The sequence below is a fragment of the Amycolatopsis tucumanensis genome, from assembly GCF_021654135.1.
Taxonomy (GTDB): domain Bacteria; phylum Actinomycetota; class Actinomycetes; order Mycobacteriales; family Pseudonocardiaceae; genus Amycolatopsis_E; species Amycolatopsis_E tucumanensis.
In genome coordinates, this window is sequence record NZ_JAKGSD010000096.1 from 1 (window position 1) to 14,759 (window position 14,759).

General features: G+C 70.3%; 14 protein-coding genes. 10 read left to right on the forward strand and 4 right to left on the reverse strand.

Annotation, left to right across the window (positions count from 1 at the left end):
* Positions 1-438: 438 nt before the first annotated feature.
* The 7 genes from L2C96_RS42895 (at position 439) to L2C96_RS42925 (ending at position 6,603) form a co-directional block, all read left to right on the forward strand.
* Entirely contained in the window at positions 439-972 is a 534-nt protein-coding gene (locus L2C96_RS42895; RefSeq protein ID WP_017986924.1) for a YflT domain-containing protein, read from the forward strand.
* A gap of 157 nt (positions 973-1,129) precedes the next feature.
* Positions 1,130-2,446: an ABC transporter substrate-binding protein gene (locus tag L2C96_RS42900; RefSeq protein WP_237340167.1), complete on the forward strand. Its 1,317-nt coding sequence runs from the start codon at positions 1,130-1,132 to the stop codon at positions 2,444-2,446.
* Positions 2,443-3,390 carry a carbohydrate ABC transporter permease gene (locus L2C96_RS42905; protein WP_020420932.1) on the forward strand — a complete coding sequence of 316 codons (948 nt, stop codon included), beginning with the start codon at positions 2,443-2,445 and terminating at the stop codon, positions 3,388-3,390. The genes L2C96_RS42900 and L2C96_RS42905 overlap by 4 nt, the downstream gene beginning before the upstream one ends.
* Complete coding sequence (locus L2C96_RS42910) at positions 3,390-4,232, forward strand: carbohydrate ABC transporter permease (RefSeq protein ID WP_027936280.1); 843 nt, start codon at positions 3,390-3,392, stop codon at positions 4,230-4,232. The genes L2C96_RS42905 and L2C96_RS42910 overlap by 1 nt, the downstream gene beginning before the upstream one ends.
* Before the next feature lie 5 nt (positions 4,233-4,237).
* Entirely contained in the window at positions 4,238-5,419 is a 1,182-nt protein-coding gene (locus L2C96_RS42915; protein ID WP_020420930.1) for an ABC transporter ATP-binding protein, read from the forward strand.
* A 94-nt stretch (positions 5,420-5,513) separates the two neighbouring features.
* Positions 5,514-5,819, forward strand: a complete 306-nt coding sequence (locus L2C96_RS42920; protein WP_027936279.1) for a hypothetical protein — start codon at positions 5,514-5,516, stop codon at positions 5,817-5,819.
* Between the two features lie 346 nt (positions 5,820-6,165).
* Positions 6,166-6,603 carry a type II toxin-antitoxin system VapC family toxin gene (locus L2C96_RS42925; RefSeq protein WP_020420928.1) on the forward strand — a complete coding sequence of 146 codons (438 nt, stop codon included), beginning with the start codon at positions 6,166-6,168 and terminating at the stop codon, positions 6,601-6,603.
* Between the two features lie 1,052 nt (positions 6,604-7,655).
* Here L2C96_RS42925 and L2C96_RS42930 read toward each other — a convergent pair.
* The gene (locus L2C96_RS42930; protein ID WP_020420926.1) at positions 7,656-8,336 is read right to left on the reverse strand and encodes a TetR/AcrR family transcriptional regulator; all 681 of its coding nucleotides are present in this window, start codon (positions 8,334-8,336) and stop codon (positions 7,656-7,658) included.
* Between the two features lie 91 nt (positions 8,337-8,427).
* On the opposite strand from L2C96_RS42930, the gene L2C96_RS42935 reads away from it, so the two are divergent.
* Positions 8,428-9,930, forward strand: a complete 1,503-nt coding sequence (locus tag L2C96_RS42935; RefSeq protein WP_020420925.1) for an MFS transporter — start codon at positions 8,428-8,430, stop codon at positions 9,928-9,930.
* A gap of 23 nt (positions 9,931-9,953) precedes the next feature.
* Here L2C96_RS42935 and L2C96_RS42940 read toward each other — a convergent pair whose 3' ends face one another.
* From L2C96_RS42940 to L2C96_RS42950, 3 genes are all read right to left on the reverse strand, one after another.
* Positions 9,954-10,802, reverse strand: coding sequence for a ParB N-terminal domain-containing protein (locus tag L2C96_RS42940; RefSeq protein WP_020420924.1), 849 nt, complete (start codon positions 10,800-10,802; stop codon positions 9,954-9,956).
* Positions 10,799-11,467: a metallophosphoesterase family protein gene (locus L2C96_RS42945; RefSeq protein WP_237340168.1), complete on the reverse strand. Its 669-nt coding sequence runs from the start codon at positions 11,465-11,467 to the stop codon at positions 10,799-10,801. Before L2C96_RS42945 ends, L2C96_RS42940 begins: the two co-directional genes overlap by 4 nt.
* A 170-nt stretch (positions 11,468-11,637) precedes the next feature.
* Positions 11,638-12,723 (reverse strand): magnesium and cobalt transport protein CorA, encoded by a 1,086-nt coding sequence (locus L2C96_RS42950; protein ID WP_020420922.1) that lies wholly within the window; start codon positions 12,721-12,723, stop codon positions 11,638-11,640.
* A gap of 316 nt (positions 12,724-13,039) precedes the next feature.
* Here L2C96_RS42950 and L2C96_RS42955 point away from each other — a divergent pair, with 316 nt between their 5' ends.
* On the forward strand, positions 13,040-13,543 hold the full coding sequence (locus tag L2C96_RS42955) for a MaoC family dehydratase (RefSeq protein WP_020420921.1): 504 nt from the start codon (positions 13,040-13,042) through the stop codon (positions 13,541-13,543).
* Between the two features lie 10 nt (positions 13,544-13,553).
* Positions 13,554-14,657, forward strand: coding sequence for a DUF2332 domain-containing protein (locus tag L2C96_RS42960; protein WP_027936277.1), 1,104 nt, complete (start codon positions 13,554-13,556; stop codon positions 14,655-14,657).
* Positions 14,658-14,759 lie beyond the last annotated feature (102 nt).

Sequence of the window (14,759 nt, forward strand, 5' to 3'; positions counted from 1 at the left end):
CACCAGCGAGATCCAGAAGACGATCATCAGCCGCGGCCTGCTGCGCGAGTACCAGTCCCGCTCCTGACCCCGGCGCGGCCCGCCCATCGTCCGTGGGCGGGCCGCACTCCCGGCGAGCGCCCTCCGGACGTCGGGATCGCGGTCGAGCCGCCCGAACGAGGTGAACTGCTCCGGGGCGAGGTCCCGTCGCCGCCCACGGCCGAAAACAGCGCCACGCGCAATTAGGCCTGCACCCTCCAGGTCGCACCTCGCGTGTCGGCGCCGGTGAAGGAGGGTTGCTGGCGGACCTGATCGCGGACCGCGCGACCGGGCTCCAACCCGGTCGCGAAGCCGCAGGCCCCGGCCGGCCCCCGCTGAAGGCAGTTGGAGTGTCGGGTTCGCGTGGTTTCATAGGGGTTGGCAGGATGAAGTCACTCGATCACTACGACAGCACAGGTGATGACCGTGACCAGCCCGTTCTCCTCCGGCGGCCGTCAAGCACAGGGCCTGCCGCGCTTGCCGACGCCGCCCACGGGGTGGCCGATCGGCTCCTACGCCACCTACCAGGAGGCGCAGCGGGCGGTCGACTACCTCGCTGACAACCAGTTCGCGGTCGAGGACGTGACCATCGTCGGCGTGGATCTGATGCTCGTCGAGCGGGTGCTGGGCCGCCTGTCGTGGGGCCGCGTCCTCATGACCGGCGCGATTTCCGGCGCCTGGTTCGGCTTGTTCGTGGGTTTCCTGCTGGCCATGTTCGCCTCCGGCGCGGAGGTCACCTACCAGCCGATCCTGGTCGGCCTGGTCTCCGGTGTGCTGTTCGGCCTGGTGTTCGCGGCCATCAGCTACGCCTCCTCGCGCGGCCGCCGCGACTTCGCCTCGGCCAGCCAGCTCGTCGCCGGCCGCTACGACGTCCTGTGCCAGCCGCGCAACGCGGAGCAGGGCCGTGACCTGCTGGCGAAGCTCGCGATGCGGCCATCCGGGTCATCGAGCTGAATCGTGACCTCCACCGCTTGCGGTGCGTGATCGCCGGGCATAGTTTCAGTTCCCACCGATCGTGCGACCCGGGTTGACACCCTCGGGTTGCTTGATTGCATGCACGACGGCGTGCGGGGTGGGTCTCCCGCCGGCCGCGTGCCGAGGAGGAGGCCTGATGGGGAACGGTAAGAGCCGGGGCAGGCCGCCCGGCAGGATCGCGGCGGTGGCCGGGACGGCCATGCTGACGGCCGGCCTGGTGACCGCGTGCGGATCCGAACAGGGGATCACGCTCAACCTGTACTACGCGCCGGAGGACACGTTCCAGACGGTCGTGGACAACTGCAACGCCCAGGCGGCGGGGCGGTACCGGATCGTCTACAACAAGCTGCAGCGCGGCGCCGACGACCAGCGGCTGCAGATGGCCCGCCGGCTCGCCGCCGGTGACGACGGCCTGGACATCCTGGGCCTGGACGTCACCTGGGTGCCGGAGTTCGCCGAGGCCGGCTGGGCCGAGGAGTGGACGGGGTCGAACAAGGCACGGGCGGAGGCGGGCGTGCTGCCCGGTCCGCTGGCCACCGCGACCTGGAACGGCAAGCTGTACGCGGCGACGAAGAACACCAACGTCCAGCTGCTCTGGTACGACGACCGGATCACGCCGCAGCCGCCCGCGACCTGGGACGAGATGATCGCCGAGGCCGAGCAGCTCAAGGCGGCGGGCAAGCCGCACAACATCCTGTTCACCGGCGCCCAGTACGAGGGCCTGGTGGTCGTCTACAACACCCTGGTCGCCTCCGCGGGCGGGCACATCCTCTCCGACGACGGCAAGTCCGTGGTCATGGACGAGGGCGCGGTGCAGGCCCTGGAGATCCTCAAGCGGGTCACCTCCAGCGGCATCACCGACCCGTCGCTGACGAACCAGAAGGAGGACGACGTCCGGCAGGCGTTCCAGCGCGGCAACGGCGCGTTCGAGCTGAACTGGCCGTTCGTCTACGCCTCGTTCGCCGACGAGCAGCCGCAGGACCTGCAGCACTTCAAGTGGTCCACCTACCCGGCCGTGGACCCGGGCATCCCGGCGAAAACCACGATCGGTGGCTACGACCTCGCGGTCAGCACCACGTCCAAGCACAAGCCGGAGGCGTTCGAGGCGGCGCTGTGCCTGCGCAGCCCGGAGAACCAGAAGTTCTCCGCGCTCAACGACGGTGTCCCGCCGAGCATCGAGTCGCTCTACACCGACGACACCCCGCTCGACCCGACCAAGCCGGTCGACGCGGACAACAACCCGAGCATGGCCACCGCGTACCCGATGCGGGACGCGATCTTCGCCGCGCTCAAGGATCCCGCGGTGCGCCCGCTGACCCCGGCGTACCAGAGCCTGTCGACCGTGATCTCCAAGGTGCTGTCGCCGCCGTCGGAGATCGATCCGCAGCGGACGGCCGAAGAGCTGCGCACCAAGCTGACCGACGCGCTGAACTCGAAAGGGGTGATCCCGTGAGCACGGTCGAGGACGTTTCGGCGCCGCAGCGGACCACGGCGAGACCGGGCAAACCGGCGCTGAGCGAAGGGAAGAGGGCCGAGCGGCGGCTGGGCTGGCTGCTGTGCGCGCCCGCGGCGTTCGTGATGGTCGCGGTCACCGGCTACCCGATCGTCTACTCGATCTGGTTGTCGCTGCAGCGGTACGACCTGCGGTTCCCGCAGCAGACCGAGTTCGTCGGGTTCGCCAACTACGCGGCGGTGCTGTCGGACTCCTACTGGTGGACGGCGTTCGGCACCACGATGGCGCTCACGGTCATCTCGGTGGCGATCGAGCTGGTGCTGGGCATGCTGCTCGCGTTGATCATGCACCGCACGCTGGTCGGCCGCGGCCTGGTGCGCACGGTTTCGCTGATCCCGTACGGGATCGTGACCGTGGTGGCCGCGTTCTCCTGGTACTACGCGTGGACCCCGGACACCGGGTACCTGGCCAACACCCTGGCCGGTGACTCGGCGCCGCTGACGCAGTACATCCCGTCGATGGCGATCATCATCCTCGCCGAGGTGTGGAAGACGACGCCGTTCATGGCGCTGCTGCTGATGGCCGGGCTCGCGCTGGTGCCGGACGACCTGCTCAAGGCCGCGGCGATGGACGGCGCGAACGCGTGGCAGCGGTTCATCAAGGTGATCGTGCCGGTGATGAAGCCGGCGATCCTGGTGGCGCTGCTGTTCCGCACCCTGGACGCGTTCCGCATCTTCGACAACATCTACGTGCTCACCGGCGGGCAGAACGACACGTCGTCGGTGTCCATGCAGACCTACAACAACCTGATCAAGGGCCTGAACCTGGGCATCGGCTCGACGATGTCGGTGCTCATCTTCATCACGGTCGCGATCATCGCGTTCATCTTCATCAAGCTGTTCGGCACCGCGGCGCCCGGCAGCGACAAGGGGGGCAAGCGCTGATGGTGATGGGCGGAGCGGTCACCACCGGCCGCAAGACGAAGTGGACGCTGATCGACATCGTGGTGGTGGTCTACGCGCTGGTTCCGGTGCTGTGGATCCTGTCGCTGTCGCTGAAGACGAAGGACACCATCGACGACGGGAAGTTCATCCCGCGGTCGTGGACGCTGCAGAACTACGCGGACATCTTCCAGACCCTGGACTTCGTGCGGGCGCTGATCAACTCGATCGGCATCTCGCTCATCGCGACGCTGATCGCGGTGATCCTGGGGACGATGGCCGCGTACGCGATCGCGCGGCTGGACTTCCCCGGCAAGCAGCTGCTGGTCGGGGTCTCGCTGCTGATCGCGATGTTCCCGCAGGTGTCGCTGGTGAGCCCGCTGTTCAACATCGAGCGCACGCTCGGGCTGTTCGACACCTGGCCGGGCCTGATCCTGCCGTACATCACGTTCGCGCTGCCGCTGGCGATCTACACGCTGTCCGCGTTCTTCCGGGAGATCCCCTGGGAGCTGGAGAAGGCGGCCAAGATGGACGGCGCCACGCCGGGCCAGGCGTTCCGGCGGGTCATCGCCCCGCTGGCCGCGCCGGGGGTGTTCACCACCGCGATCCTGGTGTTCATCTTCTGCTGGAACGACTTCCTGTTCGCCATCTCGCTGACCTCGACCAACGCGTCGCGGACGGTGCCGGCGGCGTTGTCGTTCTTCACCGGGGCCTCGCAGTTCGAGGACCCGACCGGGACGATCTGCGCCGCCGCGGTCGTGATCACCGTCCCGATCATCCTGTTCGTGTTGTTCTTCCAGCGCCGCATCGTCGCGGGGCTGACCTCCGGTGCGGTGAAGGGGTAGCGCCAATGGCTGAGATCGTGCTGGACAAGGTGAGCAAGCGCTATCCGGACGGTGCGCTCGCCGTGTCCGAAGTGGACCTGCAGGTGGCCGACGGTGAGTTCATCATCCTGGTCGGGCCGTCCGGGTGCGGGAAGTCGACCACGCTGAACATGGTGGCCGGGCTGGAGGACATCTCCTCCGGCGAGCTGCGCATCGACGGCGAGCGGATGAACGAGAAGGCGCCGAAGGACCGGGACATCGCGATGGTGTTCCAGTCCTACGCGCTGTACCCGCACATGAGCGTGCGGGAGAACATGGCCTTCCCGCTGCGACTGGCCAAGATCGACGACGCGACGGTGAAGGCGAAGGTCGAGGAGGCCGCGGAGATCCTGGACCTGACGCAGCACCTGGACCGCAAACCGTCCAACCTGTCCGGTGGCCAGCGGCAGCGCGTCGCGATGGGACGCGCGATCGTGCGCAGCCCCAAGGCGTTCCTGATGGACGAGCCGTTGTCCAACCTGGACGCGAAGCTGCGCGGGCAGATGCGGACGTCGGTGTCGAAGCTGCAGCGCCAGCTCGGTACGACCACGCTGTACGTCACGCACGACCAGACGGAGGCCATGACGCTGGGCGACCGGGTCGTGGTGCTGCGGGCCGGGTACGTGCAGCAGATCGGTTCGCCGCAGTTCCTCTACGACCACCCGACCAACCTGTTCGTGGCCGGTTTCATCGGCTCGCCGTCGATGAACTTCGTGCCGGCGACGCTGGAGGACGGGAGCCTGAAGAGCGCGCTGGGCACGGTCCAGCTGCCGGACCGGTTGCGGCGGCTGGCGGAGGAGGCGAACGCGCCGCGGGAGGTGATCGCCGGCATCCGGCCCGAGCACTTCGAAGACGCCGGATTGCTGGAGGAGTCCGCCCGCGCCGGCGGTTGCGTGTTCAGCGCCCACGTCGACGTGCTGGAGTCGATGGGGTCGGAGAAGTACGCGTATTTCACGGTCGAGGGCGCGACGGCGACGTCGTCGGAGCTGGCCGAGCTGGCGGCGGACGCCGGAGCGGACGACGTGCCGGGCGGCGGAGCCTCCATCACGGCCCGGCTGTCCCCCGCGTCGAGCGCCCGGGAAGGCGGAACGCTCGACGTGTGGTTCGACGTGCAGAAGATCCAGCTGTTCGACCCGGCGTCGGGTAAGAACCTGACCTTCGAGGGCTGAGTACTCGTTCGGGCCGGAGCGCCGCTGTCACCCGCAAGTGGTGCTCCGGCCCGTTCTCGGCTTGGCCTGACAGCATCCTTGCTAGCATGCTGTCATGAGTCAGGTCAGCTGGCGCGCCGCCGACGAACTGGTGCATCGGGTCCGGCAGGCCGCGGCTCAACGGGGGGAGAGCATGAACGAGTTCATCACGCGTGTCCTCGACGCGGCGACGGATCCGGACCTGGCGGGCGACGAGAACGCGCGGCTGCGCGAACGCCTCCGCCGGGCCGGCCTGCTGTGGGAACCCGAAACGCCGGCCACGCGCCCCGACCCGGCCGCGGTGGCCGCCGCCGCGCGCCGCGCCGCCGCGACGGGCCCCCTGGCCGCCGACCTGATCAGCGAAGAACGCGGCCCGCGGTGAGGGGTTGCCCGGCGGCCGGGGACGTCCGGCGAGTTGGTGGTGCGCGATTGGCGGCGAGGTCCGCGCCGGTGGTGCCCGCGCCCGGCGGTGCCCGTCCGGGTGCGGGCCGCGTGCCTGTGCGTGCCTGCGCGCGGGATGGGCATTCGGCGGCGGAGATCGGAGCTGTTCGCTCGAGCGGCTGTGCCCCCCGGGCTGTCGGGCTCGCAACCGCGCAGGGTGGGACCGCGGTGACCGGCTTGCCCACGGGCGACCGGCGGGCGGGTTTTGCCGTCCGGACCGACGGAGCACCGACCCGGCGGCCGCCGGGCATCCGCGTCAGCGTGCTCCTCCGGAAGTGCAGCGCGTCATGAGCGTCTTCGCCGACTCTTCCGCGCTCGTCAAGCTCTACGTCGCCGAGCCGGGCAGCGAGCAGGTTCAGGCGCTGTCCGGGCTGGTCGTCTCCCAGATCGCGCGCGTCGAGATCCCGGCCGCGCTCTGGCGCAAGCACCGCATGGGCGCCATCTCCGCGGCCGACGCCCGCCTGCTGGTGTCCGCCTTCGAGGCCGACTACCACGGCACCCCGGACGAGCCGCCCCGGTTCGCGGTCGTCCCGGTGACCCCGATCGTCCTCGACGTGGCCGCCCGGCTCACCGGGGTGCACGGCCTGCGGGCCTACGACGCCATCCAGCTCGCCACCGCCCAGCTGGTCGCATCGGCCGACCGCGAGTGCCGGACCTTCGCGGCGTTCGACAAGGCGCTGTCCGAAGCCGCCGCGGGGGAGGGCTTCCACCCGCTGGGTGGCTGACCGCCGCCGGCGACGGGAGAGGGTCTCGCCCGCTGGGGTGGCTGCCGCGATACCGGAGGAGCGTCACTACTGGGTGGCTGAATCCTCAACAGCGAGGGGGAGGGTTTCGCCCGTCGACCGCCGGTCACCTCGCCGCGCCGATGGAGCCGCCACCGGCTACCCGCCGGGGGAGGGCTTCCCCCATCGCGGCCCTGAAGAATCTCTCAGCCGCGGGCGGGCATTCTCACCTCAGCGACGGGAGGTGGCGGATGGCCAGGTCGGCGGTGCCGCGATGATCTTCCTCGGCGTGGCCTGCGCGGTCCTCGGGGCGGTCGCCGCCGCGTTGGGGGCCTGGTTGCAGCACCGCGGTGTCACCACGACGGGCCGCACGAGCCCGGCGGCCCTCCTGCGCAACCCGGCCTGGCGCTTCGGCGTCCTGGTGCTCACCGCCTGCACCGTCCTGCAGGCGCTCGCCCTCGCGTTCGCCCCCGTCACCGTCGTGACCCCGGTCGTCGTGCTGGCGCTGCCCATCCTGACCGTCCTCAACGGACCCCGCGATCACGTCACCCGCGCCGCAGTCGCCGCCGTCACCCTGGCCGTCGCGGTCTTCGTCACCCTGACCGCGCGCGACGCGCAGCCCACCACGATCCCGCCGGACACCGTCGTCGACGCCGGTCAGCTCGTCGGCGTCCTCGTCATCGCCCTCGTCGCCGTCGCCACGCTCGCCCAGGGCATCGCCCGCAGCGCGGCCCTCGCCGTCGCCGCCGGGGCGGGCTACGGCCTGGTCGCCGTGCTCATCCGGGACGTCCTGCACTCCGACGGCCTGCCCTGGCTCTCCCTGCTCGCCGCGGTCCTCGCGTTCGCCACCGCCGCCTGGCTCGTCCAGCACGCCTACGCCAGCGGGCCGCCGGACATCGTCGTCGGGTGCCAGACCGCCGCCAACCCGGTGGTCGCGACCGCGCTCGGCATGACCGTCCTCGGCGAGGCGCCCGAACTCGACCTGCCGGTCCTCGCCGCGTGCGGGGCCACCGCGATCGCCGGCGTCGCGGTGCTCGCGGTCCGGCGCCACCACCTCAACGCCGCGAGTGCCACGCCTTCATCGCGCAGTCCAGCATCTCGTGGTCCAGCGGCGGCACCGGCAGCTCCTGCCGCTGCCCGCCGTCCGCGCGCAGGCCGTCCAGCAGCATGGTCAGGTACCGCTGCCACAGGTCCGGGGCCACGTCGTGCGAGTACTCCACGACCGACGCGACCATCTTGAACAACACCGGGCAGTCCGTCTCGACGAAGTCCGCGCGCAACGCGCCGCTGTCCTTCGCCCGCTGCACCAGCTCGGTCACCACCGGGATCATCCTGTCCTTGACCCGCGCCACCTCGACCTGGCCGAACGCGTTGCTGAGCAAGGTGTCCCGCATCCCGCGGTCGTCCGCCATCATCCGGACCGCGTCCCACACGAACTTCCGGAAACCCTCCCACGGATCCGGGTCGGCCAGCGCCGCGCGGGCGCCCTCCTCGATCTCCTCCAGCCGGCGGGCGAACATCGCGTCGATCAGGTGTTCCTTGTTCGGGAACCGCCGGTAGACCGTGCCGACGCCCAGCCCCGCCGCGTGCGCCACGTCGTCCAGCGTCGCGTCGAAACCCCGCTCCCGGAACACGTCCCGGGCCGCCGACAGGATCCGCAGCCGGTTCCGTTCGGCGTCGCGCCGCAGCGGCCGCGGCGATGCGGCGCGCAGTGTGTCCCGCGTCATGAAACCCATTCTACCAAACCTGAGATAGCTCCTCCGGTTTTTGGGTACGGTGGAAAGCGAAGGGGAGGTCCCCACTCCACATACGTCTGCGAGGACCGGAATGACGCAAACCACCTACGTCGAGCCCGCCGGGGGGAGACCAGCCGGCTCGACGGCCGACCCGCACCACGCGCGGCGCTGGCTGATCCTGGTGATGATCGGACTGGCCCAGCTGATGGTCGTGCTCGACGCGACCATCGTGAACATCGCGCTGCCCACCGCCCAGCACGAACTGGGCTTCTCCAGCGACGCCCGCCAGTGGGTCGTCACCGCCTACGCGCTCGCCTTCGGCAGCCTGCTGCTGCTCGGCGGCCGCGTGAACGACTTGTTCGGCCGCAAGCGCGCCTTCCTCATCGGCCTCGCCGGCTTCGCGCTCGCCTCGGCGGTCGGCGGCGCCGCGAACGGCATCGAGATGCTGATCGTCGCCCGCGCCGCGCAGGGTGTGTTCGGCGCGCTGCTGGCGCCCGCCGCGTTGTCGCTGCTGACCACCACGTTCACCGACCCGAAGGAACGCGGCCGCGCGTTCGGCATCTTCGGTGCGATCGCAGGCGGGGGTGCCGCGGTCGGACTGCTGCTCGGCGGGGTGCTCACCGAGTACCTCGACTGGCGCTGGTGCATGTTCGTCAACATCGTCTTCGCGGTGATCGCCTTCGTCGGCGGCTCCAGCCTGCTCCGGCACCGGCCGTCGGAGGACCGGCCGAAACTGGACATCCCGGGCGCGGTCGTCTCGACCCTGGGCCTGTTCGCCGTCGTCTACGGCTTCGCCAACGCCGAGACCCACGACTGGTCCTCGCCGCTGGTGTGGGGTTTCCTGGCCGCCGGTGTGGTGCTGCTCGGCGTGTTCGTCCGCATCGAGACGCGGGTGGCGCACCCGCTGCTGCCGATGCGCGTGCTGCTCGACCGCAACCGCGGCGGCGCGTACCTCGCGGTGTTCCTGCTGGGCATCGGGATGTTCGGCATCTTCCTGTTCCTGACCTACTACCTGCAGCAGAACCTCGGGTTCACGCCGATCACGTCCGGCCTGGCGTTCCTGCCGATGGTCGGCACGCTGATGGTGAGCGCGACGCTGTCCACGAGCGTGCTGCTGCCGCGCGTCGGGCCGAAGGTCCTCGTCGGCGCGGGCATGGTGATCGCCGCGGCCGGGCTGTTCTGGCTCAGCGGCATCGACTCGGCCAGCACCTACGCCAGCGGTGTGCTGTTCCCGCTCATGGTGGCCGGGGTCGGCATCGGCCTGTCGATGGCGCCGTCGATGAACGTCGCCATCTCGGGCGTCGACCCGCACGACGCCGGGGTCGCCTCGGCGACGGTCAACACCGGCCAGCAGATCGGCGGCTCGATCGGCACCGCGCTGCTCAGCTCGGTCGCCGCCGACGCCGCGGCCTCGTTCGCCGTGGGCAAGACGCCGACGCCGCAGCTGCTGGCGGACGCCGCGATCCACAGCTACACCACGGCGTTCACCTGGGCGGCGGGCATCTTCCTGCTCGGCGCGGTGGTCTGCGGACTGCTGATCAAGCCGGGCGTGCCCGAGGAGATCGAAACGGACATGCCGGTCGTCCACGCCTGAGTGACCAAGGGCCCGCCGGTGCGTCAGCGCCGGCGGGCTCGCAGCGCTTCGATGACCTCGTCGTCCCAGCGGTGCTGGCGGATCAGGCGGTAGCGCTCCCCGGCGACCCACATGTAGGCCTCGGCCTCGGTGCGGTCGCCGATCAGCTCCGCCTGCCGCATCATCTCCACCACCGGCAGGTACTCCTCCTCGTACCAGCGCCGCGCGATCGTGGCGCGGTCGAGGAACTTCCCCTCGGACTGCATCAGCCGGAAACCCCACGCCTCGACGTGCTCGCCGAGGTGCGCGTAGTCCCACGGGTCGCTCACCACGATCGCCGCCCGCGCCTCGCCCGCCAGCGGCACCCGCGACAGGAACAGCCGCCGGTAGTCCTTCACGATCAGGTCGCCCCGGTAGCGGATGCCCTTCGGGTTGAGCTTGGTGTGCACCTCGGTCACCGCGGCCTCGATGGTCTCCAGCCCCAGCGCGTAGGCCACCGACACCCGGTGGTGCCCGTCGATCACGAAGTGCAGGTCGCCGACCCGGTACACCTCGATCGGCGGGATGTGCTCACCGCGGCGGGCGGCCAGCGCGAGCCGTTCCCACCGTTCCCGCACCCGGCCGGACGTCGGCCGGAACCGGCGGTCGAAGTCGCGGCCGCGGTCGACGCTGCCGACGATCGAGTTCAGCGGGATCACCCGCAACCCGATCCGCCGCTCGCTCACGTAGCCGAGCGCGTCCACGACCTCGTCGAACGGCAGCATGATGTTGACGTCGTCGGGCTCCCGGCGCAGCCAGTTCGCCAGCCGGGACAGCACCTGCCGCCGCCGGGCGCGCAGGAAGTCGTGCTCGGCGTCGGCGCGGGGGAAACCGGTGTCCCGCGCGGCGTTCACGTCCGCACCTCGTGCGGGGTGAACGCGATCAGGTGCCTGCCGACGACGTTGCGGACGCGCGTGTCGCCCATCCGGTGCTCCCTGGGTTGTTCGCCGTAGGGGTGGATGTGCCCGTGCAGCAACCAGTCCGGCCGCATCTTCTCGATCGTCCGGTGCAGGCAGTCGAAGCCCTGGTGCGCCGGGTCTTCGCGGTCGCCGACGCCGCGGGGCGGGGCGTGCGTGAGCAGGACGTCGACACCGCGCCCGTCGCGACGCTGCCTGCGCGCAGCCTGCCGGACCAGCCGCCGGGCGCGCCGGGCCTGCTGCGCCTGCGTCCACTGGTTGGGGCCCTCGTTGTAGCGGACCGAGCCGCCGAGGCCGGCGATCCGCAGGCCGCACACGTCGACGACCCGGCCGTCGGCGTTGACCGCGCCGGCGGGCCCCGGCCAGGCCTGCGGGAAACCTGCCCGCATGAACAGGCCGCCGTGGCGGGTGAACCCGGACAGGTCCGGGTCGTGGTTGCCGGGCACGAACACGCACGGCACGCCGCCCAGCGAGTCGGTCAGGAACTCCAGGTAGTCGAACGGCAGGTCACCGGCGGCCAGGACGAGGCCGACCTCGCAGCCGGGGCCCACACCGGCCCACAGCTGCTCGTCGACCTCGTCGGAGACCACCAGCGCGCGCATGCCTCCACGATAGGTACTCGTCAGTGGGCCTGCGCGAGTTCCGGGTGGTCGGCGATCAGCACCGCCACCACCGCGATCCACACCAGGGTCAGCGCGAGGGCCCAGAACTTGAGGCTCGTGAGCAGTCTGGTCATCGGAGAACTCCTTCCAGCGAACAGGTCAGGAAAGGGTCAGAGCCACTTGTTCTTCCTGAATATTCGGTAGAGAAGCAGGCAGATCCCGAGAATCAGCACGAGAACCGCCGGATACCCGAACTTCCAGCGCAACTCCGGCATGTAGTCGAAATTCATGCCGTAAATACCCGCGATCATCGTGGGGACCGTGATCATGGCCGCCCACGAGGTGATCTTGCGCATGTCGGTGTTCTGCTGGAGCGTGATCTTGGCGACCGTGGCGTTCACCAGGGTCGTCAGCAGCTCGTCGAAGTTGCCCACCCGCTCCGACACCGTGGTCAGGTGGTCGTCCACGTCGCGGAAGTACGACCGGACCTCGTCGGGGACCAGCCGGGTGAAGCCCTCCGCGAGCCTGCGCACCGGCGTGACCAGCGGCAGCACCGCGCGGCGCAGCTCCAGCACCTCGCGTTTCATGAGGTAGATCTGCTCGGCGCTGACCGACGAGCGGGGCGCGAACACCCGCGCCTCCATCTCGTCGATGTCCTCCTCGATCGAGGAGGTGACGTCGAGGTACTGGTCGACGATGAGGTCGGTGATGGCGTGCAGCACCGCGGCCGGGCCGTTGGTCAGCCGCTCCGGGTCCTCGTCGAGGTCGCGGCGCAGCCGGGCCAGCCCGGAGTGCGCCCCGTGCCGGACGGTGATGATGAAGTCCAGCCCGAGGAACGCCATCAGCTCGCCGGTCTCCACGATCTCGTTGGCCGTGGTCGGCGACTCGTGCTCGACGTAGCGGACCGTCTTGAGCACCATGAACAGCGTGTCGTCGTAGCGCTCCAGCTTGGGCCGCTGGTGCGCCTGGACGGCGTCCTCCACGGCCAGCTCGTGCAGGCCGTAGACCTCCGCGATGCCCTGGATCTGCTGCTGGTCGGGCTCGTGCAGGCCGATCCAGACGAACCCGTCGCGACGGCGCCGGACCTCCTTGATGGCCTCGGCGTGCGTCCAGCGCCCTGGCAGCCGTTCGCCGTCGACGTACACGGCGCAGTCGACGATGTAGGCCGAGACGGGAACCGGCACGGGCGGCTCGACCCGGCCGGCTCGGCCGTTGCCCCGGCCGCGCAGGCCGCCGAGGGAGGGAATCGCAGGCATGGGATCTCCTGGCTTTCGCAGTGCGTACCACGACCGCCGGGCGGGCAGGAATGCGTCCGCTCGGCTCTACCAGCGTTTCCCGGGCGAACTGCGCCTAAAGCACGGAAATGGTTCCGGCCACGTGGAGGGAAACGCTGGGTTTACTAGGGAGCGGACTATCGCCACTACTCATCTTGCGTTCCTCACCTCCTCCAGCCGGACCGGCAACGTGGCGGCTGTCGCGTTGACGCACCGCCGCCATTGGTCGAGGGTACTCCTCAACATCAGTTGACGTCGCTCCAGGTCGGTGTGGCGTTACCCGCAGGGAGGTCGACCAGTGCAGTTCGGGCGGTACTTCGAGGAGTTCGAGGTGGGTGCGGTGTACAAGCACTGGCCAGGCAAGACGGTGACCGAGTACGACGACCACCTCTTCTGCCTGCTCACCATGAACCACCACCCGCTGCACATGGACGCGCACTACGCGGCGGAGACCACAGACTTCGGCAAGAACGTCGTGGTGGGCAACTACATCTACTCGCTGCTGCTGGGCATGTCGGTGCCGGACGTGTCGGGCAAGGCGATCGCCAACCTGGAGATCGAGTCGCTGCGGCACGTCAAGCCGACCTTCCACGGTGACACCATCTACGGTGAGACCGAGGTGCTGGACAAGACCCCGTCGAAGTCCAAGGACGACCGGGGCGTGGTGTACGTGGAGACCCGGGGCTACAAGCAGGACGGCACGATCGTGTGCATCTTCCGGCGCAAGGTCCTGGTGCCGAAGCAGAACTACGGTGAGGCGCGTGGGGGCGAGCAGCCGGGCCGTCCCGTTCCGCACGAGTGAGGGAGACCGCGTGACGATCGGGTTGGCCGAAGCCAAGCGGCGGTTGGACGAGTTCGCCGGGAGCGCGGCGGGCGAGTCACCGCTGTACGAGCACCTCGCGTCGAAGGCAGCCGAGGACGACGCGGTGGCCGGCCTGCTGGCCGCCGCGCCCGAGGAGGCGAGCCCCGCGCTGTTGTTCGCGGTCGCCCACCGGCTGGTCCAGGCCGACCCGATCCACCCGCTGTACCGGTACTACCCCGCGCTGGGCGGGTCCTACGGCGTTGACGACGAGACGTGGCCGCTGTTCCGCGAGTTCCTGCTCGCGCACGCCGGCGAGGCGGCGGGCATGCTCGCGTCGCGGTCGCTGGCGAACAACGAGGTGCGGCGCGCCGCGTCGGTGTTCCCCGCGGTCGCGATGGCGGCCAAGCAGGCCGGCGGCAAGATCGCGCTGCTCGAGGTCGGCACCGCGGGCGGGCTGCTGCTCGGGATGGACAAGTTCGCCTACCGGTACCAGTGCGACGGCGGCGAGCAGCTGGTCGCCGGGCCTGCCAAGGCGGCGGTCGGGCTCCACTGCGCGCTCGACCTGGCGCCCGGCGCGGTGCTGCCGAAACTGCCGAAGAAGCTGACCGTCGTGGCGCGCGCCGGGCTCGACCCGCGGCCGCTGGATCTGTCCGATGAGGACGAGCTGGCGTGGCTGGAGGCCTGCGTGTGGGGCGACCAGCCGGACCGGGTGCGGCTGCTGCGGGCGGCCGCGCTGGCGCAGCGCAAGTCGCCGCCGCAGATCGTCGCCGGGGACGCGGTCGGCGCGTTCGACGAGGCTCTCGCCCTGCTGCCCGCGGACGTGCCGCTGGTGGTGCTCACCTGCCGGACGATGGGGCACATGCCGGATGCCGACCGCGGCGAGTTCCTGTCGCGGCTGGCCGCGCTCGGCGAGTCGCGTCCACTGTGGTGGGTCATGGACGAGACGTACGAGCACGGGTTGTCCGCGGTGCTGCCGGGGCGGGACGAGCTGGCCTTCGCCGTCGACGGCCAGACGACGCTCGGCCTGGCGCGGCGCACGGCCGGCGGCTGGGACGCGGTCGCGCTGGCCCGCACCACCCGCTACGGCGCCCGGATGACCTGGCTGGCCGCCTAGGGCGTGTCTGAGAAAGATCGCGGTTGGTGGCTGGGATGCTGCTGGTCGTGTCGCGGTTTGAGTTGCTCTCGGATGAGCAGTGGGCGTTGATCGAGGACTTGT